21 protein-coding genes are annotated in these 23904 nt (G+C 60.8%); 6 read left to right on the top strand and 15 right to left on the bottom strand.

The annotated features are described in order from the left end of the window. Positions 1–12: 12 nt before the first annotated feature. From leuA to FHT75_RS01650, 4 genes are all read right to left on the bottom strand, one after another. Positions 13–1746: a 2-isopropylmalate synthase gene (leuA, locus tag FHT75_RS01660; RefSeq protein WP_029867923.1), complete on the bottom strand. Its 1734-nt coding sequence runs from the start codon at positions 1744–1746 to the stop codon at positions 13–15. A 157-nt stretch (positions 1747–1903) separates the two neighbouring features. Beyond that, a complete protein-coding gene (locus FHT75_RS36240; RefSeq protein WP_254959063.1) occupies positions 1904–2029 on the bottom strand; it encodes a hypothetical protein in 126 nt (41 codons plus the stop codon). 60 nt (positions 2030–2089) lie between these two features. Continuing rightward, on the bottom strand, positions 2090–3289 hold the full coding sequence (locus FHT75_RS01655; protein WP_029867922.1) for a benzoate/H(+) symporter BenE family transporter: 1200 nt from the start codon (positions 3287–3289) through the stop codon (positions 2090–2092). A gap of 188 nt (positions 3290–3477) precedes the next feature. Beyond that, positions 3478–4062: an ATP-dependent Clp protease proteolytic subunit gene (locus FHT75_RS01650; protein WP_029867921.1), complete on the bottom strand. Its 585-nt coding sequence runs from the start codon at positions 4060–4062 to the stop codon at positions 3478–3480. Between the two features lie 330 nt (positions 4063–4392). Here FHT75_RS01650 and FHT75_RS01645 point away from each other — a divergent pair, with 330 nt between their 5' ends. Then, positions 4393–5166: a DUF2076 domain-containing protein gene (locus FHT75_RS01645; RefSeq protein ID WP_029867920.1), complete on the top strand. Its 774-nt coding sequence runs from the start codon at positions 4393–4395 to the stop codon at positions 5164–5166. Between the two features lie 134 nt (positions 5167–5300). Here the strand turns inward: FHT75_RS01645 and queF are convergent, their stop codons facing one another. The 6 genes from queF to FHT75_RS01615 form a co-directional block, all read right to left on the bottom strand. Next, complete coding sequence (gene queF, locus FHT75_RS01640; protein ID WP_029867919.1) at positions 5301–5765, bottom strand: preQ(1) synthase; 465 nt, start codon at positions 5763–5765, stop codon at positions 5301–5303. Further along, positions 5765–6679: a CDF family cation efflux transporter EmfA gene (gene emfA, locus FHT75_RS01635; protein ID WP_047611305.1), complete on the bottom strand. Its 915-nt coding sequence runs from the start codon at positions 6677–6679 to the stop codon at positions 5765–5767. Before emfA ends, queF begins: the two co-directional genes overlap by 1 nt. Positions 6680–6896: 217 nt before the next feature. After that, positions 6897–7568: a DUF2161 domain-containing phosphodiesterase gene (locus FHT75_RS01630; RefSeq protein WP_047611309.1), complete on the bottom strand. Its 672-nt coding sequence runs from the start codon at positions 7566–7568 to the stop codon at positions 6897–6899. Between the two features lie 15 nt (positions 7569–7583). Continuing rightward, a complete protein-coding gene (locus FHT75_RS01625; protein ID WP_029867916.1) occupies positions 7584–7823 on the bottom strand; it encodes a hypothetical protein in 240 nt (79 codons plus the stop codon). Between the two features lie 131 nt (positions 7824–7954). Continuing rightward, a complete protein-coding gene (locus FHT75_RS01620; protein WP_029867915.1) occupies positions 7955–10144 on the bottom strand; it encodes an anthranilate synthase in 2190 nt (729 codons plus the stop codon). 264 nt (positions 10145–10408) lie between these two features. Beyond that, positions 10409–12643, bottom strand: coding sequence for a TonB-dependent hemoglobin/transferrin/lactoferrin family receptor (locus tag FHT75_RS01615; protein WP_029867914.1), 2235 nt, complete (start codon positions 12641–12643; stop codon positions 10409–10411). A gap of 271 nt (positions 12644–12914) precedes the next feature. Between FHT75_RS01615 and FHT75_RS01610 the strand changes: the two genes are divergently transcribed. Further along, a complete protein-coding gene (locus FHT75_RS01610; RefSeq protein ID WP_029867913.1) occupies positions 12915–13862 on the top strand; it encodes an extensin family protein in 948 nt (315 codons plus the stop codon). Between the two features lie 67 nt (positions 13863–13929). Here FHT75_RS01610 and FHT75_RS01605 read toward each other — a convergent pair whose 3' ends face one another. After that, the gene (locus FHT75_RS01605) at positions 13930–15609 is read right to left on the bottom strand and encodes a formate--tetrahydrofolate ligase (protein WP_029867912.1); all 1680 of its coding nucleotides are present in this window, start codon (positions 15607–15609) and stop codon (positions 13930–13932) included. A gap of 157 nt (positions 15610–15766) precedes the next feature. Between FHT75_RS01605 and FHT75_RS01600 the strand changes: the two genes are divergently transcribed. Continuing rightward, positions 15767–16297 (top strand): TIGR00645 family protein, encoded by a 531-nt coding sequence (locus tag FHT75_RS01600; protein ID WP_080759844.1) that lies wholly within the window; start codon positions 15767–15769, stop codon positions 16295–16297. 60 nt (positions 16298–16357) lie between these two features. On the opposite strand, the gene FHT75_RS01595 is transcribed toward FHT75_RS01600, so the two are convergent. Then, the gene (locus FHT75_RS01595; RefSeq protein WP_029867910.1) at positions 16358–18007 is read right to left on the bottom strand and encodes a hypothetical protein; all 1650 of its coding nucleotides are present in this window, start codon (positions 18005–18007) and stop codon (positions 16358–16360) included. Positions 18008–18339: 332 nt separating this feature from the next. On the opposite strand from FHT75_RS01595, the gene FHT75_RS01590 reads away from it, so the two are divergent. Then, complete coding sequence (locus tag FHT75_RS01590) at positions 18340–19065, top strand: helix-turn-helix transcriptional regulator (protein ID WP_029867909.1); 726 nt, start codon at positions 18340–18342, stop codon at positions 19063–19065. Positions 19066–19111: 46 nt separating this feature from the next. Continuing rightward, positions 19112–19573, top strand: a complete 462-nt coding sequence (locus tag FHT75_RS01585) for a PAS domain-containing protein (RefSeq protein ID WP_029867908.1) — start codon at positions 19112–19114, stop codon at positions 19571–19573. Between the two features lie 47 nt (positions 19574–19620). On the opposite strand, the gene FHT75_RS01580 is transcribed toward FHT75_RS01585, so the two are convergent. The 3 genes from FHT75_RS01580 to FHT75_RS01570 form a co-directional block, all read right to left on the bottom strand. Beyond that, positions 19621–20751 (bottom strand): DUF2333 family protein, encoded by a 1131-nt coding sequence (locus tag FHT75_RS01580; RefSeq protein ID WP_029867907.1) that lies wholly within the window; start codon positions 20749–20751, stop codon positions 19621–19623. A 148-nt stretch (positions 20752–20899) separates the two neighbouring features. After that, entirely contained in the window at positions 20900–21973 is a 1074-nt protein-coding gene (locus FHT75_RS01575) for a hypothetical protein (RefSeq protein ID WP_029867906.1), read from the bottom strand. Positions 21974–22046: 73 nt separating this feature from the next. Beyond that, complete coding sequence (locus tag FHT75_RS01570; protein WP_029867904.1) at positions 22047–22649, bottom strand: thymidine kinase; 603 nt, start codon at positions 22647–22649, stop codon at positions 22047–22049. A gap of 237 nt (positions 22650–22886) precedes the next feature. Between FHT75_RS01570 and FHT75_RS01565 the strand changes: the two genes are divergently transcribed. After that, positions 22887–23843, top strand: a complete 957-nt coding sequence (locus tag FHT75_RS01565) for a choline ABC transporter substrate-binding protein (RefSeq protein WP_029867903.1) — start codon at positions 22887–22889, stop codon at positions 23841–23843. Positions 23844–23904: the final 61 nt, after the last annotated feature.

The following is a 23904-nucleotide window of genomic DNA, read 5'->3' as shown; positions in this document are numbered from 1 at the left end:
GTTCCTTTGAGATCAGGCCTTGCCGGCCTTCACCTCGAGCACACGGTTGGCGGCCGAGACGATCGCCTCCAGCGACGCCGCGACGATGTTGGTATTGATGCCGGCGCCGAAGAGCTTGCCGCCGGGATAGGAGGTCTCGACATAGGAGATCGCCGCCGCATTCGAGCCGTGCTGCAGCGAATGCTCGGAATAGTCCTCGACCGACATCTCGATGCCGAGATAATGCGACAGCGCGTTGATGAAGCCGTCGATCGGGCCGTTGCCACGCCCTTCGATGCGCTTGATCTCGCCATTGTCGGTGATCTCGGCGGCCACGACCCGTTGGCCCTTGCGCTCAGTATCGGGATAGGTGTGGTGGTCGACGAATTTCAGGCGCGCGCTCGGCTGCGTCACGTAGCGCTCGATGAAACGATCGTGAATGCGCTTCGAAGGAAGCTCCTTGCCCTCTACGTCGGTAATGCGCTGAATGTCCTCGCGGAACTCGACCTGCAGGTTGCGCGGCAGGTTCAGCCCGTAATCCTGCTGCAGGATGTAGGCAATGCCGCCCTTGCCGGATTGCGAGTTGATGCGGATGATCGCCTCGTAGGAACGACCGACATCACGCGGATCGATCGGCAGATACGGGACCTCCCATACGGGATGGTTGGCGACCTGTGCTGCCTTCATGCCCTTGTTGATCGCATCCTGATGCGAGCCGGAGAAGGCGGTATAGACCAGTTCGCCGACATAAGGATGGCGCTCGCCGATCGCCATCTGGTTCGAATATTCGAACACTTCCTTGATGCGCTCGATATTCGAGCAGTCGATCCCGGGATCGACGCCCTGGGTGAACATGTTCAGCGCCATGGTCACCATGTCGACATTGCCGGTGCGCTCGCCATTGCCGAACAGCGTGCCTTCGACACGGTCGGCGCCTGCCAGCAATGCCAGTTCGGCAGCGGCAATGCCCGTGCCGCGGTCGTTATGCGGATGCAGCGAAATGATCAGGTTCTCGCGATTGTCGAGATTGCGGCACATCCATTCGATCTGGTCGGCATAGACGTTCGGCGTCGCCATCTCGACGGTGGACGGCAGATTGATGATCAACTTGTTATCGGGCGTCGGTTTGACGACCTCGATGACGCCGTTGCAGATTTCCAGCGCCACCTCGAGTTCGGTGCCGGTGAAGCTCTCTGGCGAATATTCGAAACGGTAGCCGCCGCCGGCCTTGGTGGCCATATCGGTGATCATCTTGGCGGCATCGACGGCGATCTGCTTGATGCCCTGCACATCCTTGGCGAAGACGACGCGGCGCTGCAGCTCGCTGGTCGAGTTATAGAAATGCACGATCGGCCGGTTTGCGCCTTCCAGCGCTTCGAAGGTACGGGTGATGAGTTCCGGGCGGCATTGCACCAGCACCTGCAGGGAGACGTCGGCGGGCACATTGCCCTCCTCCACGCACCAGCGGGCAAAATCGAAGTCGGTCTGCGAAGCCGAGGGGAAGCCGATCTCGACTTCCTTGAAACCCATATCGAGCAGCAGTTGGAACATGCGCGCCTTGCGGTCGTGGCCCATCGGATCGACCAGCGCCTGGTTGCCGTCGCGCAGGTCGACCGAGCACCAGACCGGCGCCTTGGTAATGGTCTTCGTCGGCCATGTGCGGTCGGGAATGTTTACCTGCGGATAGGCCCGGTATTTCACCGCGGCGTCAGGCATGCCTTTTGCGGGGGTGGTCTTGTTCTGGGAGGATTGCGTCTTCGCGTCCATCGTATCGTCTCCTCGTCCCGGCATTTGCCCCGCCTCTTAGCCGATCGTGTCGGGCTTGGCGATAAACAAATGCGGACCTTTGTCGGTCGTTAGGTCAATTTTGAAAGTGAGTCGCGAGGAGCGATGGCCGGGCGGGCTTTCGGCCGCCGGGCGCTCCTCAAAGGACCCGGCAACCGCGCGTAAGGCCGAGGAGAAGAAGCGAGGTCAGGGCGCGCGTATTGTCACGCAGGGCGATGCGGCCGCGTGCAATGCTGTTGGAAATCTTGGCGCCAGTGGTCTTCATGGCCGCGCTTATAACCTCGGGCAGTGGAACTGGCAAGCCCTCAGGCACAACGACCTTCCGCTATCTCGACGAGGCCCGGTCTTTCCAAATCTTCACTAGCCGGGACAGGGCGAGCATCAGCCCGCCCGCGATCAGGCCCCAGAAGGCGCCTGATATGCCGCCGAAGGAAACGCCGGAGGCGGTGACGAGGAAGGTGATCGCCGCCGCCTCGCGCGAATCCGGCACCTGGAACGCCGACATTGCCGAGGACGAGAAGGCGCCGACCAGGGCCAGCCCCGCCACCGCCTCGATCAGGATCGAAGGCGCGAGCGCGACGAAGGCCGTTACCGCGCCGGCGAGCAGCCCGAGGATGACATAACCGACGCCGGCGATCAGCGACGCCCAATAGCGCCGCTTCGGATCGGTATGGGCATCCTGCCCGGCACACATCGCCGCGGTGATTGCCGCCAGATTGACGGCGTGGCCACCGAATGGCGCCGACAGCAGCGAGAAGAAGCCGGTGACGGCAAAGAGCGGACCGGGCTTGGGATCGTAGTGATTGACCTTCAGGACCGCGATACCCGGGATATTCTGTGAGGCCATGGTGACGATGAAAAGCGGCAGCGCGATCGAGACGAGGCCGGCAAGATTGAACACCGGCCGGACGATCTCCGCCGTCGGCACCAGCGATTGTTCCAGCGATCTGAGCGCACCCTCGGGGATATCGACGCCGAAGGCGAGCACCAGCGCGAAGGCTGCGAGTGCCGCCGGCACCGCCCAGAGCCGCTTGAAGGCGCCGACGACGATCCAGGCGACAACGATCGGCAGGCCGAACAGCGGATTGAAGCCGATTGCCTTCACCGGCGCGAAGCAGAGGCCGATCAGCACGCCGGCGAGCATCGCATTGGCGAGCGGCGCCGGAATGGCGGCCACCGCCCGACCGAGCGGCTTGAAAAGCCCCGCGACGATGATCAATACAGCACAGATAAGGAATGCCCCGACCGCCGCATTGAAGCCGCCCTCGATAGCCCCGGTGCTTGCCAGCAGTGCGGCGCCCGGCGTCGACCAGGCAATGCTGATCGGCAATCGGGTCACGGCGCTCAGCACGATCGCGCAGATGCCCATGGAAATCGACAACGCCATCAAGCCCGAAGCCGCCTGAGCATCCGTGGCGCCGACCGCCTGCAGCCCGTGCAGCACAACGGCAAAAGAGCTGGCGGAACCGACGAAGGCAGTCAGCAGCCCCATGAACAGGGCCTGGACGGAAAAATCTTTGAGCATGGCGGACTCGTGGGCTGCAGGAGTGACGCATGGAGCATGATGGCTGCCGCAGGCGCAAGTCCGGAATCAGCGCTTTCCGTTCAACCCTTGCGGATAACCGTCTTCATTCAAACCAGCCGAAGATAAAACGCCCTCGCCTGCGATCGGCAGGCAAGGGCGGCTTCTTGGCAGCTTTTGGCTGAGAAAGCTCAGATGTCGGACTGCGACGTCACAACCCGCGAAACGAGGCCATAGTCCTTCGCCTCTTCGGCAGAAAGCCAGTAGTCGCGATCCGTATCCTTGGCGATCTTGTCGAGCGGCTGGCCGGTGGCCGCCGCCATGATCCTGTTCAGGCGCTCATTCATCTTGATGATCTCGCGCGCCTGGATCTCGATGTCGGATGCCATGCCGCGCGTGCCGCCGGAGGGCTGGTGCAGCAGGAAGCGCGTGTTCGGCAGGCACAGGCGCCGCTCTTTCGGAACCGCGACATAGATCAGCGCGCCGGCCGAGGCGACCCAGCCCGTGCCGATCATCCAGACCTTCGGCTTGATGAACTTGATCATGTCATGGATGGAATCGCCGGATTCGACGTGGCCACCGGGCGAATTGACATAGATGCGGATGTCCTCGTCACTGGCTGCGGCAAGCGCCACCAGCTGCGAGCAGACCTTCTGCGCCAATTCCTGATTGATCGGTCCGTAGATGAAGATCGAACGCGACTTGAAAAGATTCGCCTCCGTTTCCTTGCCGAGCGGCAGTTCCTTCGTCTTGTCGTCCTGGTCTTCGTCGTTCATTCGAACCTCTTGGAGATGAATTCGGGTTCCTCGCACATAGTGCGACTCAATGCCTAAAACAATGCGGGAAAAACACAAGGCACCGAAGCGATGCAGATATCCTTAAGAAGCCGCGCGCCGTTCTGCAAGCCTTACTGAATTGTAACGGTGAAAGGCTTTGAAAAGCCAAAATCGGTTCCTACCTCAGCCTCACGCGGCAAACGCCGCCAGCGCATAACCCCGAAATCGGAATCGATTGTCGGAAAGGATTATGCGCAGTTTTAAATTGATAGAGCGTCCTTAGCGCGTCCTATCGGACGCGCGGCGCTCTAGATCATTAGGAGACAGGACATGTCACCGGAAGAACGCCAACTGCTGACCGCCCTCTTCGACCGCGTGCGCACCGCCGCGGCCACACCGCGCGACCGCGAGGCTGAAGCGCTGATCGACCAGGCAACGCGCGAACAGCCATCGGCCACCTATTATCTGGCCCAGGCCGTCATCGTTCAGGAAAAGGGGCTGGAGGCGGCCGCCAATCATATCAAGGAACTCGAAGAGCATATCCGCCAGCTGGAAGCCGGCGCCAGTGAACACCACCAGGCCGAACAGGGCGGCGGCTTCCTGAGCTCGATCTTCGGCAATACGCAGACCCAGCAGCCCGCGCCTGTCCCCTCCAACCCCGGCCCATGGGGCCAGGCCTCCCGCGGTTATGACGAGCCCCGTGGCTACGACCGTGATGCCCGCCAGCCGCCGCAACAGCCGTCCGGCCCCTGGAGCCAGCAGGCCTATGCGCCATCGGCCGGCGGCAGCTTCCTGCGCGGCGCGCTCGGCACGGCAGCGGGCGTTGCCGGAGGCATGCTGCTTGCCAATTCGCTGAGCGGCATCTTCGGCAACCACATGTCCTCGCTCGGCTGGGGCTCGCCCTTCGGCGCCAACCCCTTCGGCAATGCCAGTGCGCCGACCGAAGAAACCGTCATCAACAATTATTACGGCAACGACGACACCCGCCAGGCCTCGGACAACGCAAGTGACGACAAGGACGCCAACGTGCAGCAGGCCGACTACGACGATGGCGACGACGATTATGTTGACGATTCGTCCGGCAACGACGTCACTGATGCTTGAGGTTTAAGGGCCAAGGAACGGCGCCAGTTGGTTTTACATGCCGCGCTGTTGCCCGGCCCTTCGCTTGGGCTCAGGGCGTTCGCCGCTGCAATCGATTCACTGGATCGATTGCTCGGGCTTTGCCCGACCGCGGCTCACCCACGCCCGCGATAGGTGGCAACACCCTGCTCCGGCAGCCACACGCCTTCCGGCGGCCTGCCCGTCTGCCAGAAGACGTCGATCGGAATGCCTCCGCGCGGATACCAATAGGCGCCTATCCTCAGCCACCGGGGATCGAGCAGCTCGACGATGCGCTTGGCGATGTAGATCGAACAATCCTCGTGGAAAGCGCCGTGATTGCGGAAGGAATGCAGGAAGAGCTTCAGCGATTTCGATTCCACCAGCCATTCGCCCGGAATGTAGTCGATGACGATATGGGCGAAATCCGGCTGCCCGGTCATCGGGCAGAGCGAGGTGAATTCCGGCGCGGTGAAGCGCACAACGTAGTCGGTACCGGCATGGTTGGACGGCACTTTTTCAAGCACCGCCTCCTCCGGCGATTGCGCGGTTTCGGTTTGCTGACCCAGCATCGACAGGCTGGAAACATCGGTACTCGGCATCATGCCTCCTTGACGACTTTGACGCGGATGCCGTGAGCCTTTTCGCCCTCGGGCTCCACGTGAATTGCGATAGTGGCGCCCTCGTGCACTGCCCTGATGGCATCCTCAAGGCGATCGCATATATCATGCGCCTGTCGCACGGACATCCCGCCGGGCACCACCATGTGAAAATCGATGAAGGTGACGGTGCCCGCCCGCCTCGTCTTCAGGTCATGCACGCCGATGGAGCCCGCCGCATGGGTGGCGATCGCCTGCTTGATCGCCTCCTCTTCCTGTGGCTCGACCGCCTGGTCCATCAGCCCGCCGATCGATTGCGAGATCACCTTCCAGCCCTGATACAAGATGTTGACGGCAACGAGGATGGCAAGCACCGGGTCGAAGATCGCATAACCTGTCGCCAGCGCCAGCAGCAGGCCGACGAGCACGCCGATGGAGGTCACCACATCGGACATGATATGCTGACCGTCCGCCATCAGTGCCGCCGAGCGATGCCTGCGCCCAGTGCGGATCAGCAACCGCGCCCAGATCGCGTTGATGACGCCGGCCGCGAAATTGATCGCAAGGCCGAGGACGGGTGCATCCAGCATGCGCGGCTCGGCGAGATAACCGATCGCCTCGGTGACGATCAGCAGGGCAGCGACGACGATCAGCACGCCTTCGGTGACGGCAGACAGATATTCCGCCTTGTGATGGCCGAAGGGATGGTCGTGATCGGCAGGCTTCTGCGCATAGCGGATGACGAAGAAGGCGACGAAGGCGGCAACGACGTTGACCGAGGATTCGAGCCCGTCGGACAGCAGCGCCACCGATCCGGTCACCCACCAAGCCACCATCTTCAGGCCCATGACACCGAGCGACAGCGGAATCCCCCACATCGCCAGCTTCCGAACCGTAAGATCGCCATTGTCACTCATATCGTTCCCCTGCGGTTGCGAATGAATTGCAGAATTCAAGCCGTTGAAACGCAAAACCGCCCACGCGAATGTCGCGCAGGCGGTTCAGTTAAGGGTGATATGGGCGATGACGGCGGATTTGTCAAAGGGGAATGACAAGTCGTTCACAGGCGTTGCCGTGTCCGGTCGGAAAGCGGCATACTGAGCGATCCCGCCGATGCTCCCTACAGCGCAGCTTTCAAGGTGGCGGGTCGGAAAATACAGGCTGCGGCCAGCGTAGAAGAGCGGCCTGCCCTGCAGGCGTCAGGGCATAAACGCCTTTTTCCATGCGCTCGAACCATCCGTAGACGTTGTCGCGCAGGATCGGGCCGGCCTTGGGCGTAAGCGCCTTCATATCCCGCGGCCGCGCCAATCCCCGCTCGAGTGCGGCGGCGCACAACAGCGCCTGCTGGCGATAGGCGGTCATGATCGGCGCCCGCGAGCCGCCGCCGACGGCCGGATCACCGCGGCGGCGCTGATGCTCCTTGACGAGGCGCGAGCGCCGCTTCGGATTGGTGCGCGGCATCGGCGAGACGGAGCTGACGATGACGCTGACCTCGCCGCCATCGGAAACGCCGAGCATGCCGATGCCGAGGCGCCGGCAGAGGTCGCGGTAGCGTCTGTCGGCCTCTCGCCCGCGCCCCTTGGCGGAAACGCGGGCCGCGATCCAGACCTCATCGCTCATCGCCGCCCGGTCGACCGCCTGCAGAAGCAGTTCGAGGTTGAAGGAGAGTTTGAGTTCGCAGACCACCACGACCGGCGGCTCGCCATCGCTCAACCCCACGAGATCGCATCCGCCGACCTCGCCCTTGACGACATAACCGGCCGCCTCCAGGAAAGCTTTGACCGGCAGGTAGAGTGATGTCTCCATGCTGAAAACCGCGCCTCAGGCGGCGTTGAGATCGGCAATCTCGCCATATCGCGCGAGCAACCGCGGCGACGACATGTCGCCGGTTTCTTCATCGACGATTACGGCATAGGCCGCCACGCCGACGAAACGCTGCGCCATCGCCGAAGCGATCTTTTCCGCGCTGACGGAGGTCGATGCCTGGCGCATTTCACCGGGCACGAGATTGCCGCGGTTCTTACGATAAGGGAGAATGATGAACTTTTCAGCATTGGCCACGGCGACGGGCTCCGATTGATCGTTCCTGAAATGTTCTGATTTACGGGAAGAAGTCAACCGAACTCTGATGTGAACGCCGCTGACCCGCCTTTCCCTTCCCGCAAAGCAGGAAGGGAGAGGTGGAATTGCGCTCAGGCAGCTTTGGTCTTCACCTTGCGCGCCAGATGCGCCACCACATTCTCGATCATCCGCATGCCGGCATCGCCGCCGAGCGTCATGATCGATTCGGGGTGGAACTGCACCGCGGCGATCGGCTCCTTCTCATGTTCGATGCCCATGATCGTGCCGTCTTCGCTTTCCGCCGTGATGATGAACTCGCGCGGCAGCGTCGAAGGATCGGCGAAGATCGAGTGGTAGCGGCCGACCGTCACCTCCTTCGACAGGCCGGAGAAGACGATGCCCGGCTCCAGCACGCGGATGCGCGATGGCTTGCCGTGCATCGGCAGGGCCAGATGGCGCAGTTCCCCACCATAGGCTTCGGCAAGCGCCTGCAGGCCGAGGCAGACGCCGAAGATTGGCAGATTGCGCGCCCGCGCCTTCTTGATCGTCGCCTTGCAGTCGAAATCCTTGGGGGTTCCGGGGCCAGGCGACAGCACGACGAGGTCGGGATTCAAACGGTCGAAGATTTCCTCCGGCACCGGCGTGCGCACGGTCGAAACCGTCGCCCCCGTCTGGCGGAAATAGTTGGCGAGCGTGTGAACGAAGCTGTCCTCATGATCGATCAACAGGATGCTGACACCCTTGCCGACGCTTGCGACGTCGCGCTGGATCTTGCCGGAATTACCGGTCTTGGCATCGCGGATGGCGGAAAGCATGGCGGAGGCCTTCAGTTCGGTTTCGGCTTCTTCTTCCTCTGGAATGGAATCATTCAGCAGCGTAGCACCAGCGCGCACCTCGGCGATGCCGTCCTTGATGCGCACGGTGCGGAGCGTCAGGCCGGTGTTCATATCGCCGTTGAAGCCGACCATGCCGATCGCCCCACCATACCATGCCCGTGGGCTCTTTTCATGGCTTTCGATGAAGCGCATCGCCCAGAGCTTCGGGGCGCCGGTGACTGTGACGGCCCAGGCATGGCTGAGAAAACCGTCGAAGGCATCCATGTCGTCGCGCAGCCGTCCCTCGATATGGTCGACCGTGTGGATGAGGCGCGAATACATCTCGATCTGCCGGCGGCCGATCACCTTGACCGAGCCCGGCTCGCACACCCGGCTCTTGTCGTTACGGTCGACATCCGAGCACATGGTGAGTTCGGATTCGTCCTTCTTCGAATTCAAAAGCTTGAGGATCTGCTCGCTGTCGGCAATCGGATCGTCGCCGCGCTTGATGGTGCCCGAGATCGGGCAGGTCTCGATGCGGCGGCCGGAAACGCGCACGAACATTTCGGGCGAGGCGCCGACCAGATATTCCTGATGGCCGAGATTGATGAAGAAGGAATAGGGCGACGGATTGATCGCCTTCAGCCGCCTGGAAATATCGGAAGGCTTGCTGTCGCAGCGTTCCATGAACTTCTGCCCCGGCACGACTTCGAAGAGGTCGCCCTTGCGGAAACTTTCCTTCGCCTTGGTGACAAGATCGGCATATTCGCCCGGCCGGTGATCGCTCTTCGGCGGAATGGAATCCGTATGCTGGAAGGGGTCGGGCGCGATATCCTGGGCCTTGCCCTCGGTCGAAACCCCGCCTTTTTCGAAATCGTAACGGTCGATCCAGGCCTTGGCGGCATAATTGTCGACGACGAGGATCTCGTCCGGCAGGTAGAGCACCATGTCGCGCTGGTCGGCGGGCCGCGTCAGCTTCAGATCGATCGCGTCGAACTGGAAGGCGATGTCGTAGCCGAAGGCGCCGTAAAGCCCGAGGCTCGCATCCGCCTGCGAATAGAACAAATCGGTCACGGCGCGCAGCACGGTGAAGACCGTCGGCATCTTCGAGCGCTCTTCCTCGGTGAACACCCGGTCCGGTGTCTTGACGGTCAGGTCGAGGCGACGGGCAGAGGAAGCGCCGAGCACAAGGTCGGCCACCGTCTTCAGCCGCTCGGTTACGAAGCCGAGGATCACTTCGCCACGTTCGTTAAAGGCTTCGATCCAGACGTCGCGCCCGAAGGAGGAGATGCCGAGCGGCGGATCGACGACGGCAGTATCCCAACGCGTGTAACGGCCCGGATATTCGTAGTTCGACGAGAACACCGCACCGCGGCGCTCGTCGAGCTTGTCGACATAGGAAGAGACCGCATCGCCGTAGGGAATCGCCCGCCGCTGCCGCGTGACGGATATCCCGCCCTTGGTCTCGTAGATTTCCGCACCATCATCCCGCAGGATCGTTACCATTGTTCCACTCCGTTATCGGGGCCCGGACGACAGGCGGCCATAAAACAAAAAAGCCGCCTCGAAGTTTCGGGCGGCTCACTCGTCGTCTTTGGACACGATTGGTCGAGGCCGCCTTAGCGAACCCACCACCAAACAGCAATGTTCAAGGACTTGATCATGAAAAATTGTTAGCCTGAGATCAGCCATTGCGCAAGAGGCGATTGCGGGATTGAAAAAGGGCGGCCCGAAAGCCGCCCTCCCCCAGCCTTGAAAGCGTGATCGCGATCAGAAAGTCTTGGTGATCGACACCTTGAACGTACGGCCCGGCTCCGAATACCATTCTTGCGGCTGCGACGCAGTCACCGAGGTCAGGTTGACGTCGCGCACGGCGAGCGCGTTGTAATGCTCCTGATCGAAGATGTTGTAGACACCCCCCTGGATACGCAGACCCTTCAACTGTTCCGGCGTCCACCATGCCGTCAGATCGACGACACCATAACCTGGCGCATCGAATGTGGTCGCAACATCGTCGTCAGGCATGGCTGCCGAGAGCGTCGAGGAAAGATCGAAACCGTAGTTGTCGTTGCTCCAACCGCCGCCGATGATCGCCTTGAAGGGAGCAACCGATCGCAAGTATTTGCCCGTATCCTCGTTGCGGCCATAGGCATAGGCAAGCGACGCATGCAGGTTGATGCCATTGTTGAATGTCTTGACGGCACTGGCTTCAATACCCGAAATTGTGGCCGCAGAAACGTTCGTGTAGTTGAACTCCGTAAAGCCGGTCGCGTCCCGGCTTGTCACCGTCTCTATAAAGTTCTGGTAGCGGGTGTGAAAAGCCGCAACCCGACCGGTAAAATCGCCCGTGTCGAAATTGGCGCCGATTTCGACGCCGCGGCCGATTTCCGGCTCCAGATCGGGATTGCCGAGCTGGGCGTAGCGGCCCGTCGGATTATAGAAGCGGCTGTAGAGCTCGTCCACGGTGGGTGCGCGGAAGCCAACGGCCAGCTGTGCGTAAAGCTGCACGTCGGGCGTCAGGTCATATGTGGCAAGGATCTTCGGCGACAGGCCGGCTTCCGTCCGGTCGTTCAGGTCCCCGAAACGAGTAAGCCCGGTATTGCTTGCGAAACTTCCGCCGGTCGACGGATTGTAGTTGAACCAGTCGAAGCGGAAGCCGGGTGTCAACGCGAAGCCGGTATTGCCGATTTCGATCTTGTCTTCGAAGGTCAGCCCCAGGTTCTGGCTGTCGACATTGGGCACTTCCGCCTGGTTGTTCAGCGCCGGGCACGTTGTGGGCGTCGGGCAAAGTGCCCAGCTATACTGGCTCCAGCTGGAAATGCCGACGTCGAGGCCCACGCGAACGGAGTGGCTGAGACCGGAATATTCGAAATCCTTCGTCGCCGTGCCGCTGAAGCCCCAGGTTTCGTTTTCTATCTGGTTGTTACGGCCATAGGCCACATTGGTGGTCGTACGGCCCCGGCTGCCGGCTTCCTTCTTCAAATCCAGCCAATAAAGCGTTGCGCGCGCACTGCTGAAGAATGCGTCGGAAGACTGCGCCTCATAATCGTAATCGAGAGAAACGCGGTCGCGGTCGCGCAGTTCGCGGCCGTCATAATTGTCGATCCGGAAGTTGCGCGGCGTCGTGCCGCCCTGGAGCTCGCGCAGGTCGGTCTTGAGATCGCGGCGGAAGCGTTCGGCCGTCAGGCCGATGCGATGACCGCCTTCCAGCTCCTGTCGCAGCTTGAAGAGCAGGTTGTGCTGGTCGAAATCGGCGGGATCCGCCTCGGTGCGAGAGCGGCCATAGCTGTCGTTGTCGCCCATATTGTCGCGTTCATGGCCCTTGCGGTAGCCGCCCTGAAACAGGATCGACGTGTTGCCGATCTTCTTGGCAGCGGCGGCCGAGCTGGAAATGCTGCGATTTTCGCTGTCGTATGTCGACTTGACGATCGCACCCCAATCCCGGCCTTCGGGAATGAGATCCTCCGGCTCGAGCGTATTGAGAACGATGGCGCCACCGAGCATGCCCGAGCCGCCCTTGCTCGAATCTGCGCCACGCACGATATCGAGCGACGACAGCGAATCGAAATCGAAGGTATCGCCGCCGCCATTGGCGTTGGCCGGCGCGAAAGCACCCTGGCGCGAACTGTTCGAAATATATGGGATCGGAATGCCGTCAATGGTGGTCAGGATGCGAGCGCCGGAGAGGCCGCGCAGGTTGAAGCCCGCGTCGCCACGCGAGTAGTTCACACCTGCATCGACGCTGCGGCCAATATCGTCGAAATTGGTGACCTGCTTCTCTTCGAGCGTCTTGGCGGTGATCTCGGTCGCAAGCGGCGTGTCGGCGACGCTGCCCGGCGCCACGCGTTTGCCCTTGACGACGATCTTCTGCAGGACGGTGCTGTCTTCTGCGGTGGCTTGCGGCGTCGTTGCCGGAGCGCTTTGCGCGAAAGACTGCGAAACAGGAAAAACAACTGTGGCTGCCGTGCAGACCAACAAAACCGAACGCCAATGCCGGACGATCATAACCTACCCTCTAATGATGATTACCGGGCTGGCTGGTCGTGGCGCGTCAAACGCTCGAGGGGCTGGCTGGGCTTTTGCGGATGAAGGCGACGCAGAATTTCTGCCTTCTTTTTGCCGCATAAAAAACATGAGTTCTATTGTCAACATAATCCGGCGATTTATGTTGAATAATATTATCAAGTTTTAACGATCTTCCTAAACGTTGCGCATTTGCAACGAAAACCGCCCTCGCGCATTATCCCTAACTATCGGCAGCAGGGAATCGGATGCGTTGAGAAAACTTTCGATACTGGCGATCCTGATCGCCGCTACCGCCTTTCTTGCCGGCGCCCGCTTGCCCCCACAAGGTCCACTGCCCCAACCTCGGCCCGATGCCGGCGAGACGAGCAGCCCCACCTCTGTCCCGCCTGCGGAGGCGGAACCGCCCGCGCCTGAAGAGGTGCCGGCCCCTCAGCCGAAACCTGATGTAAAGGCTCCGGAGGCACCGAGCCAGCCGTCGACGCCGGGGGCCGAACCGGCCCAGCCTGCGCCGGCCGAACCCATGCAAGGCCCGCCGCTGCCCCCGGGCAAGCTTGAAAGCCCGCAGACCCCGACTGAAGAAAACAAGCCGCCAGCCGAGCAGACGCTCGAAGAACAGCATCTGACGATCGAACCCGAAAGCGACACCGAGCACGCCGAATGCACGGCCGCACTCCGGGCTTTGGGCGTCGTCTTCAAGGAAACGCCGCGTATCGATGACGGCAACGGCTGCGGCATCGACAAACCGATCATCGTCTCCGAAGCCCTGCCCGGCATCAGCCTGAAGCCGGAAGCGACGCTCCGCTGCCCGGCAGCACTCGCCCTTGCCCGCTGGATGAAGGACAGCGTCATCCCGACCGCCTCCGCCGCCTTGCCGGAGCAGGGCCGCATCACCACCGTCAACCAGGCAACGGCCTATATGTGCCGCCTGCGTAATGGCGCCGGAACAGGCAAGATCTCCGAACATGCCCGCGGCAACGCCATCGATATTGCCAGTTTCCATTTCGAAAAGGGCGAGGATGTCGCCGTCCGCTCCCGCCGCGAGGATCCGACGCTCACCGGCGCCTTCCAGCGCACCGTCAGCGCCGCCGGCTGCCTCTATTTCACCACCGTCCTCGACCCCGAAAGCGACGCGGCCCACGAGACGCATTTCCATCTCGACGTCATCGAGAGGAAGGGCGGCTATCGCTATTGCCACTAATCATTTCAACGAGTTGCGGTTCACGCTTGAATCAGGCCGTCGAACAGATGAGCAAGCGTTCTGAAGATCAGAACAAGCCCTCGATATAACCCTGATCGTTCAGGAAAATCCGCTCCGCCGACGGCGATTTCGGCAGGCCGGGCATCGTCATGATCTCGCCGGTGATGGCGACGACGAAGCCGGCGCCCGCCGAAAGCCGCACCTCCCGCACGGTGACGACATGGCCTTCCGGCGCGCCGCGCAGGTTCGGATCGGTGGAGAAGGAATATTGCGTCTTCGCCATGCAGATCGGCAGATTGCCGTAGCCCTGCTCCTCCCATGTCTGTAGCTGGTCGCGCACCGCCTTGTCGGCCGTCACCTCGCCGGCATGGTAGATCTTCGAGGCGACGATCTCGATCTTCTCGAACAGCGAAATGTCGTCGCCATAGAGCGGCTGGAATTTCGCTTGGCCGGATTCAGCCAGTTCCACCACCTTGTGCGCCAGTTCCTCGATGCCGGCCGAACCCAGCGCCCAGTGGCGGCAGAGGATCGCCTCGGCGCCGAGTCTTGAGACGAATTCCTTGACCGCCGCAATCTCGGCGTCGGTATCCGAGACGAAATGATTGATCGCCACGACGACGGGCACGCCGAACCGGCGCACATTGGCGACGTGCCGTCCAAGATTGGCGCAGCCCTTCTTCAACGCCGCCACGTCCTCGGTGCCGAGATTCTCCTTCTTCACCCCGCCATTCATCTTCAGCGCCCGGACGGTCGCGACGATGACCGCCGCATCCGGTTTCAGCCCGGCCTTGCGGCATTTGATGTCGAAGAATTTCTCCGCTCCGAGATCGGCCCCGAAGCCTGCTTCCGTCACCACATAGTCGCCGAGCTTCAGCGCCGTCTTCGTCGCCGTCACCGAATTGCAGCCATGGGCGATGTTGGCGAAGGGTCCGCCATGCACGAAGGCCGGATTGTTCTCCAGCGTCTGCACGAGGTTCGGCTGCATCGCATCCTTCAAGAGCACCGCCATGGCGCCGTCGGCTTTCAGGTCGCGCGCATGCACCGGCGTGCGGTCGAAGCGATAGCCGATGATGATGTCGCCGAGCCGCCGCTCCAGATCCTTGAGATCGGTGGCGAGGCAGAGGATCGCCATCACCTCGGAGGCGACGGTGATGTCGAACCCGCCCTGGCGCGGGAAACCGTTGGCGACACCGCCGAGCGAGGAGACCATGCTTCTGAGCGCCCGGTCGTTCATGTCCATGACCCGCCGCCAGGTGATGCGGCGAATGTCGATATTCTCTTCGTTGCCCCAGTAGATATGGTTGTCGATCATCGCCGCCAACAGATTGTGCGCCGAGGTGATCGCATGGAAATCGCCGGTGAAATGCAGGTTGATGTCTTCCATCGGCACGACCTGCGCATAACCGCCGCCGGCCGCCCCGCCCTTGACGCCGAAACAGGGGCCGAGAGAAGCCTCGCGGATGCAGATGATGGCTTTCTTGCCGATCCGGTTCAGCCCGTCGCCGAGCCCGACGGTGGTCGTCGTCTTGCCCTCGCCCGCCGGTGTCGGATTGATCGCAGTGACGAGGATCAGCCTGCCGTCCTTCTTGCCTGCCTGCGCCGCGATGAACTCAGCGCTGACCTTCGCCTTGTCGTGACCATAGGGAGCGAGTTGCTCAACCGGAATGCCGAGTTTCGCCCCGATCTCGAAGATCGGCTTCTTGGCAGCTGCGCGCGCGATTTCGATATCGGATTTGATGGCTGGCATGGATGTCCCCCGTCCGACCTCCGCGGACGCAGAGTCGTTGTTTTCCCCTTATCGAGATAGCGAAATATCGGCGAAGTGTGAATAGCGCCACGCCTTGCGGCAGCCACGCTGGGCGTTTATGTGGCGGTCAACGATTGCGGTTTCACAGGGTGAAAACATGAAGTCACTGGAACTCATCATTGAGCGCATCATCCTGTCGAGCCGCTGGCTCCTCGTCGCCTTCTATATCGGCCTGGTAGCGGCGCTCGCCGTCTATGCCGTTTCCTTCGCCTACAAGCTCCTGAAGATCGCCTCCGGCGTCTTCGAGCTCGACGAAGCGGAGATGATCCTTGCCATGCTCAGTCTGATCGACGCAGCCCTCGTCGCCAGCCTGATCGTCATGGTGATGATCTCGGGCTACGAGAATTTCGTCAGCCGCTTCGATGAGGCCAGTGAGGCTGACAACGAGGTTTCCTTCCTCGGCAAGCTCGATTCAGGCAGCCTGAAGATCAAGGTCGCCTCCTCGATCGTCGCCATTTCCTCCATCCATCTGCTGCAGGTCTTCCTTAATGCCGACAAATATGCCGACGGCAAGATCATGTGGCTGACCTTCATGCACCTCGCCTTCGTCGCCTCCGCCGTCATGCTCGGCTTCCTGGAGAAGCTGATGAGCGTGACGTCGAAAAATGATTTGAAGGACAAGGGGTAAAGGGACGACGAACTGATTGTCCCACGTCAGTGAGTGGGCACACCGGCGTTCTTTTCCGCATCAATTCGAGGCCGCAGCAACAGGAGCGATCTCTGCCTCAGCTTTTCTGGGGCATCGAAGACTTTCCTTGGCATCGGGTCCACATAGGCGATCACCGGGCTCATCACCGTAAGGGATGATCCCGTTGACGATGCCAAGCTCGAGCGCCTGAGAACGAGGAATATTCTTTCGCTCAATCGAGGTCGCGAGCATCATCGTCTCGAAAGACTCGGCATTAACGCCCATCTCGTCGAAATAGGCGAAGAATTTCCTATCTTCAGCCGTCGTGGGTCTGACAAGGCCGATATCGGAATATCCGACAATCCGCGGCGTTCCGCTCATCAAGACGAGAGTACAGGTCGAAAGGCAGTATGCACCGCCGGCAGAGACCTCCCCCTCCGTCGGACCGCTTTTGGCCATGCTCGCCTTGCAACGCGGATCGAGCGTCGGGCAGTTCGGCAACCGCGTTCTGCCAATCGAGGTCTCCAGACCTGCCGCACGGATCACACGCCCCATCGCGAAAGCCGCATCCATATCCCCGCCATTGGACTGAAGAACGAGCGGCAGCTTTCTTTCGCCGAGCGTCTTCAAGATTGCCGCCAGCCGAGCCGGGGTATCCGGCGTGATGTCTCCTTCCGCAGAAATCCACTGCGTGCACTCCTCCTGGCAATTGCCATGATACATCAGGAGAAAGTCCATCGGCAGGGTTGTCGGCTGTTTCTCGCTTGTGTCTGCAGTTGCGGGCGCCCCAGCCGCTTCGACCGCCGAATGGCCGTGGCAGGCGGCATCAGTGGCTGCACCCGCCACGCAGAGCGGCATGCCCGGCCACTCATTGTAAGCCAGCATGTCGGTGTTCAGCCCCATGCGAAGTGCATCTGCTGGCGGTACGATAGTGATGCGATCGGGAGGGGTACTCATCATCAAACCGATCAGATCGGCACTGACGCCCATCTCCTTCAAATAGCCCGTCAGGGCAGCGGCCGCCTTCTTTCCAAGTTTAGTGGAACTACTCTGCCCCGCGGATTTGCGTCCAACCTCCTTGCGGGAAATTTCCGTCTTCTTGCCATTCACGATCTTGTATTCGATGCGATAGGAGACACGCTCTCTCTTGTAGACAGTCGTGATCTGGTGGACACCGATGAAAGCCCATTGCGACGAGACGCGCGAGGTACCGCCGGCGAAAGCCAGAGGACATGCGGAAAAGCAGTATGCGCCATCCGAATAGGTGACGCCGACCGAGCTGCCATCCTTTTCGATAGCGGCGGCGCAGCGCGTATCGTCCGCTGGGCAATCCTTCAGTCGCGTGCCTCCTACGGCTGTTTCCAGACCGGCCTTGCGGATGATCCGGCCCATCGCATAGGCAGCATCGACCTCACCACCTTCCGACTGAAAGACCACCGGCAATTTCCGATCCCCGATTTTCTTCAGAATTTTTCGGAGCTGGCCGGGAGTATCGGTGGTTATGCGCCCCTCTGCCGATATCCATTCAGGACAGTCTTCCATGCAGAGGAGGCTTCGTACGATGATGAAACGCATTGGCGCCTGCCCCGCCTGCTTCTTCTTCTCGGCAGCCTGTGAGATCGCGGCACCGATCGGCAAGCTCAAAAATAACAGGGCAAGTAATATAAGGAAAAACAGATGCTTGCGAAAAACAAAAATTGCAAAGCGCACGATTAAATCGCCTCAGTTATACATGAGAATACGATTAGCAATTGCATCGAACCGCAGCAAGCCAGATTTCGCTGGTGGTTACCGCCCAACCTCTTTCCCGAAGTGATTCTCTTCCTGTCCGGCTGCGTGAGATCCATCGCTCTGCGGCCACGCGGGAGCCAAAGATACCGCAACGCTATTTTTGCAAGTCGAAACTCAACCAAGACGCGATCTACTGTGACTAATTTTTCACAATTTGAATGAATCGGCTTGCGCCAAGTCGGTTGGGACTAGCATCCCGCCGCCTTTCTGTGTTTGATAGCGGTAACATTGGGGCTGCCGGAGGCGTACAAATGTCTTACATGACTACCTCTGAAAGACAGTCATTGCTTTCGGCAGAGCTTGCGACTGCACGAACACGTGGCCTCTTTGCACAGGCGCTCGGCAGAATCTCCACAGCCTTCGGATTGTCGCATGCGACGCTGATGCACGCCCCTTCTCCCGAAGACCTTCTTTTGAAACCGCTGCTGATCGAGAGTTCGCTTCCGGCCGCCTATGTCAGGGAGTTTGATCGCGCCCACATGATGCGCGGTTGTCCATTTGGCGTGCGGCTGAGAGAGTCCGCTGTGCCGCCGGTCTGGCACCTCAACGACACCGTCAATGGTCAGGCCTTTCCTGCCGAACTGCGTGCCCTGATGCTGCGCCATGCCATACCGGCAGGCGTCGCCATGCCGACCATCGCAGCCGATGGCCAACGGTTGGTCTTCTGGTTCTGCGGCGACCGCGCCGCACTCGGCCAGAGCGAGATCAATGAGTTGGCAATGATCATTCTGCATGCACTCGATGCATACAATGCAGTCAAACGCAACGAGGAATGCGCGCATAACGCGCTGTCGACTCGAGAACTAGAAGTTGTACGCTGGACTGCCCAAGGCAAAACCTCGATCGAAATCGGCCAGATCCTAGCGCTCTCGGACCATACGGTGAACGCCTATATGACGAACGCGATCAAAAAACTCGATTGCGTCAACCGCACCCAGTTGGTAGCTAAGGCAATTCGATTGAAGCTGATCAACTGAGGCATCAGAAGAGAGTCGGCACGTCGTCCCGTGATCTGGGGGAATCGTGTCTCTTCGTTTCGAACAGCCCGTCATTGACAAGACAGCGCAATCCCGCGCCCACATCGGCATCACCGATGCGGAAATTGTCCAGATGCTTGCTGCCTATCGCCTTTTCGGCTTCTGGCGCATCGACATCGAGACTGGACATTTCTTTGCAAGCGAGGATGTGCACACGATCTTCGATCTCCCCTACAGCGACGGCCCCGTCAATCTGACAGAGCTGATGTCGCGCATTCATGAGGAGGACCGCAGCCTCATCGCTCAAACCTTCGAAGAGGCGAGCCTTCACCGCGCCGGTTTCCATTTTGTCTATCGTGTCGACAACCGGCTTGGCGGCTACAAGGTGGTGCGCAGCGTCGGCCGCTTCCGTGACGATGAAAGTGGCAGCGGCATCGTCGGCATCACCTACGAATTCGTCGAGAAACTGCGTGTCGTCGGCTTCGAGGACAACACGGCGTCTCGCTGACTCGACAGCGATAACGCCTGATTAGCTCGTCTGTTGGACGCGCGGGATTAGCGGTCGAGCACCGAGCGGATTTCGACGAGGTTCGAGCGCACCCTCAGAATATAAAAGCCCATGGTGGCGAGATGGCTCGGCATGATCCAGCCATCCTCGCGCCCGTTCGAGATGATCGCCGGCTGGATGCGCAGCGCCGCCTGGAACTGTCGCATGGTCCCGCCCCAGATCGCTCCGAGATTGCGCTCCGACACAACTTGCGAGAAATCGGCCTGGGCAGCCGCCATAATCGCGTAATAGCCGTAGAGCTGGCCGTAGGCGAACCAGAACCGGTCGTCGGCGCGGGTATCGAACCAGCCGCGATTGTGGTTTTCCGAGCGCTCGGCAAGCATATCCGAGGTGCCGCCGAGATCGTTGGCGATGCGGTCGATGAACTGCACCAGATTGTCGGCACGGCCATCGAAAATGGCGTTACAGAGGGCGAGATCAGTGTTGAACTTGCGCAGGCTGCCGATCGCCGAGCGGTAATAGGAAGGCGTCGGCGTCTTCGGCCCGAAGGGATTGAACCCGAAATACCAGCTATATTCGTCGAACTGCAGATTGCCCCGCGCGCGCTGCAAGTCGTTGTTGATACCCGACGTACCGCGCACGCGCCCGAGCGTGTCGACAAGCTCCACCGAGGTCCGCCGGACCGCCTGGTTGACGCCGCGCTGGAACGACGCCTTGTTGTCGAGGAAGGGCGTGTGATCCCAGTCGATGCCGAAGAAGCCCATCTTGTAGAGCAGCATGGAGGAAATCCATGCGTTCTGGTTGACATTGAAATCGGTCAGATCGGCCGCGACGTCGACGATCGCCGAGCGCTGGCAGGTCTTTCGCGCGGTCGCATCGGCTCCTTCAGCGACCGGCACGTCCTGCCCGGCGGCAACCTTGCGTTCGGAAAGCCGGTACTGGTCGACGAAGGCGGTGTTGAAATTCGTCCAGATCTGCGTCTGCCAGAAGAAATAGCCGTAAAGCACGACGAACAGCGCCACGAATGCGATGACCGGCAATCGGATCATCCAGCTCCGGCGCTGATACCAGCCATGCGCGGCAAGAAAAGGCCAGAAGGCCCAAGCGGCAAACAGGCGGGCCCAGCGGCCGATCGTCTGGCCGATCAGCCTGAAAAAACCGGCAATCCCGTCAAGCATCGTCGTCTCCTGTCAGGGCGAGGCGAACATCGGGACATTGCCGCCCCGCTGCTTCCACATATGCGCTCGATGGCCCGAGCACAACAACAGCCTCTCGATTTTTCGGATTGAAGTTATGGCGAAAAAGGGCGCGCAACGCGCCCGGCGATCAGGAACGCAGGAAAGGCAGGTTGAAACGGAAGGACCTGCGCGCCGTGTCGATCAGAGGTGCTCCCGATGTTGCCGGCGGCGGCTCGGCATAGGTCGGAAACCGCCTGGCGAATTCGAGATCGGCGCGGCTCTTTCGTCGCTCCAGATCCTGGGCGACCAGCATGCCCTTTTCGAACAGCCGGATCGGCGCGGCGATATCGGGAAAGAGTTCTGGCTTGATCCGCATCTTCATGCCCGGCCGGTCGGTATCGACCTGCGCCTGGTAGATGATCAGCCGCTCCTCGACATCGATCATCAGCTTGCGCAGCAGCACGTTGCAGGCGGCGATCCGGCCGTTCAGCGAATCGACAAAAGCCTGGAACAGGCCGATGAAGCGCTCGCGCCGCTGGCTATCGTCGCGCATCTCGTGCTCGCCGGCGGAAATCCGCTCGGCCTCCGCCTTCAACGCCCGCCGCTCCGCCTCCATCTGCTCCCAATGCGCCCTGTTGCCATAGACGCCGATACGGCCCTGCGTCGTCAGCGCCTTGGCATTGAGCTCCTTCATCTTGAGGCGGGCGATATCGATGGAAACGACCAGCCGGCGCCGCTGCTCGACAATGTCGACGAGGCTGAGTTCGGCTGCCTTGTGCCGTTCGGTGAGCAAGGCGCGCTGGCCGGCGATCAGCCTGGCGAGCGCGTCCGATTTCGCCAAAAGATCGAGCAGCCGTTCGATGACGGGCGCCTCACGTACACGTGAGGTATACATGCGCCACATCCGCTGGCGCGACAGCCAGCCGGCCATCTTCTCGCGCAGCGTCAGCCCCCGGAAGCTGTCGAGATCGGCCGAAACCTCGGCCGTCAGCCGGTCGAGGGCAAAGACCAGCTCGGCCAGTTGGGCGTCGAGCCCCGCAGCATCGGCGATATGGGCCTGGAAGCGGACATTCTGCTCGATGAAGATCTCGTCGGCCGACCGTGTTTCGTCACCGCTAAAGGCGCCGATCGCAGCCACGCAATAGGCTCCCTCCGCCGCAATGCTCTCGGCAAGTCTGCCTGCGACTTCGTACTGGCCGTCGAATGGCGGGGGTTTGCGCACCTGATCTCTCCAAGGAATCTCCTGCTCAAGCTAGTCGCTTGCGGCGCCAAAGAAAACAGGCAGCTTCGCGGCTTCAGACCGGCTCGGCGATCCAGGCACCGTTCATCGCGTCGTCCCAATGCCTGCGGCAGAGCGAGACATATTTCTCGTTTCCGCCGACATCGATCTGCGCGCCTTCGTGCAACACTTTTCCCTCTGCGTCGTGTCGCACCACCATCGTCGCCTTGCGCCCGCAATGGCAGATGGTGCGCACCTCGCGCATTTCGTCGGCGATCGCCAGCAGTTCCTGCGAGGCCGGAAACAGCTTGCCCTGGAAATCGGTTCTCAGCCCGTAGACCATGACGGGGATACCGAGCCTGTCGACGACCCTGGCAAGCTGCCAGACATGGACAGGCGTCATGAAATGCGCCTCGTCGACGAAGATGCAGGATATCGGCGCCCCTTCGCCGCTCAACGTCGCGACCAGCCGAAACAGATCCTCGTGCGGCTCGAAGGGAATGGCGCTCGCCTCCAAGCCGATCCGCGAACCGATCACGCCCCGGCCCGCGCGCTCGTCGAAAGCGGCGATCAACTGCACGGTGCGCATGCCGCGCTCCTGATAATTATAGGAGGCCTGCAGCAGCATCGTCGACTTGCCGGCATTCATCGTCGAGTAGTTGAAATAGAGTTTTGCCATCCGATTTCTCCTTAATCGGCTTATTGAAAGCTCGGAATGGCAAAGAAAAGCCCCGTGGCGGCGATAATCACAGGAATCCACGCTCAAAAACCGCCGAAAGCCCCGAAAACAGGGCGTCGCGAAAAAATCCGCCGACGTCGCAATCGCATGGGTCGATACGACGCAAACGCACTGAGGTCGCTTGTCAAACTCGGTTATTGATGGTTGGCTTGGGAACTTAAAGACTGGGAGTCTAAAATGAAAACAACAAGCACATTCAAACTCGTCACTGCAACTGCCGTCGCCGCCCTCTCCGTTGCGACCGCCGCCTTCGCCGCAGATCCAGACAGCTGCTCTACGGTGCATTTCTCGGATGTCGGCTGGACTGACATCACCGCCACCACCGCCACCGCATCCGTCATTCTGAAGAGCATCGGCTATCAGACCGATGTTAAGGTCCTTTCGGTGCCGGTCACCTACACCTCGCTGAAGAACAAGGACATCGACATCTTCCTCGGCAACTGGATGCCGACACAGGAAAAGGATGTCCGTCCCTACCTCGACGATAAGTCGGTCGAATCCTTCGGCCCCAACCTTGTCGGCGCCAAGTACACGCTCGCCACCAACGCCAAGGGCGCCGAGCTCGGCATCAAGGACTTCAAGGACATCGCCGCTCACAAGGACGATCTCGACGGCAAGATCTATGGCATCGAGCCTGGCAATGACGGCAACCGCCTCGTCATGGACATGATCGAGAAGAACACTTTTGACCTGAAGGATATGGAAGTCGTCGAATCCTCCGAGCAGGGCATGCTCGCTCAGGTCGCGCGTGCCGACAAATCCGGCAAGCCCGTTGTCTTCCTCGGCTGGGAGCCCCATCCGATGAACACCAACTTCAAGCTGACCTACCTCACCGGCGGTGACGATATCTTCGGTCCGGATTTCGGCGGCGCCAAGGTCTACACCAACGTGCGGGCCGGTTACCTCGACGAATGCCCGAATGTCGGCGCGATGCTGAAGAACCTGACGTTCTCCCTCGACATGGAGAACCACATCATGGGCAAGATCCTCAACGACGGCAAGGAGCCGGAGGCTGCGGCTTCCGAATGGCTGAAGGCGAACCCCTCGGCGATCGAACCCTGGCTTGCGGGCGTCAAAACCCGCGACGGCAAGGGCGACGCGCTGGCGGCCGCCAAGACCGGCCTCGGTCTCTGATGACATGAACGGGGCGGCTCGCCGCCCCGTTTCATTTTTGTCCGATTGTTGTTTTTCTGGA

This window comes from Rhizobium sp. BK112 (genome assembly GCF_014193215.1).
Taxonomy (GTDB): domain Bacteria; phylum Pseudomonadota; class Alphaproteobacteria; order Rhizobiales; family Rhizobiaceae; genus Rhizobium; species Rhizobium anhuiense.
Note: the sequence above shows the minus strand (reverse complement) of the source record. Positions and strands in the feature narration are given on the sequence as shown.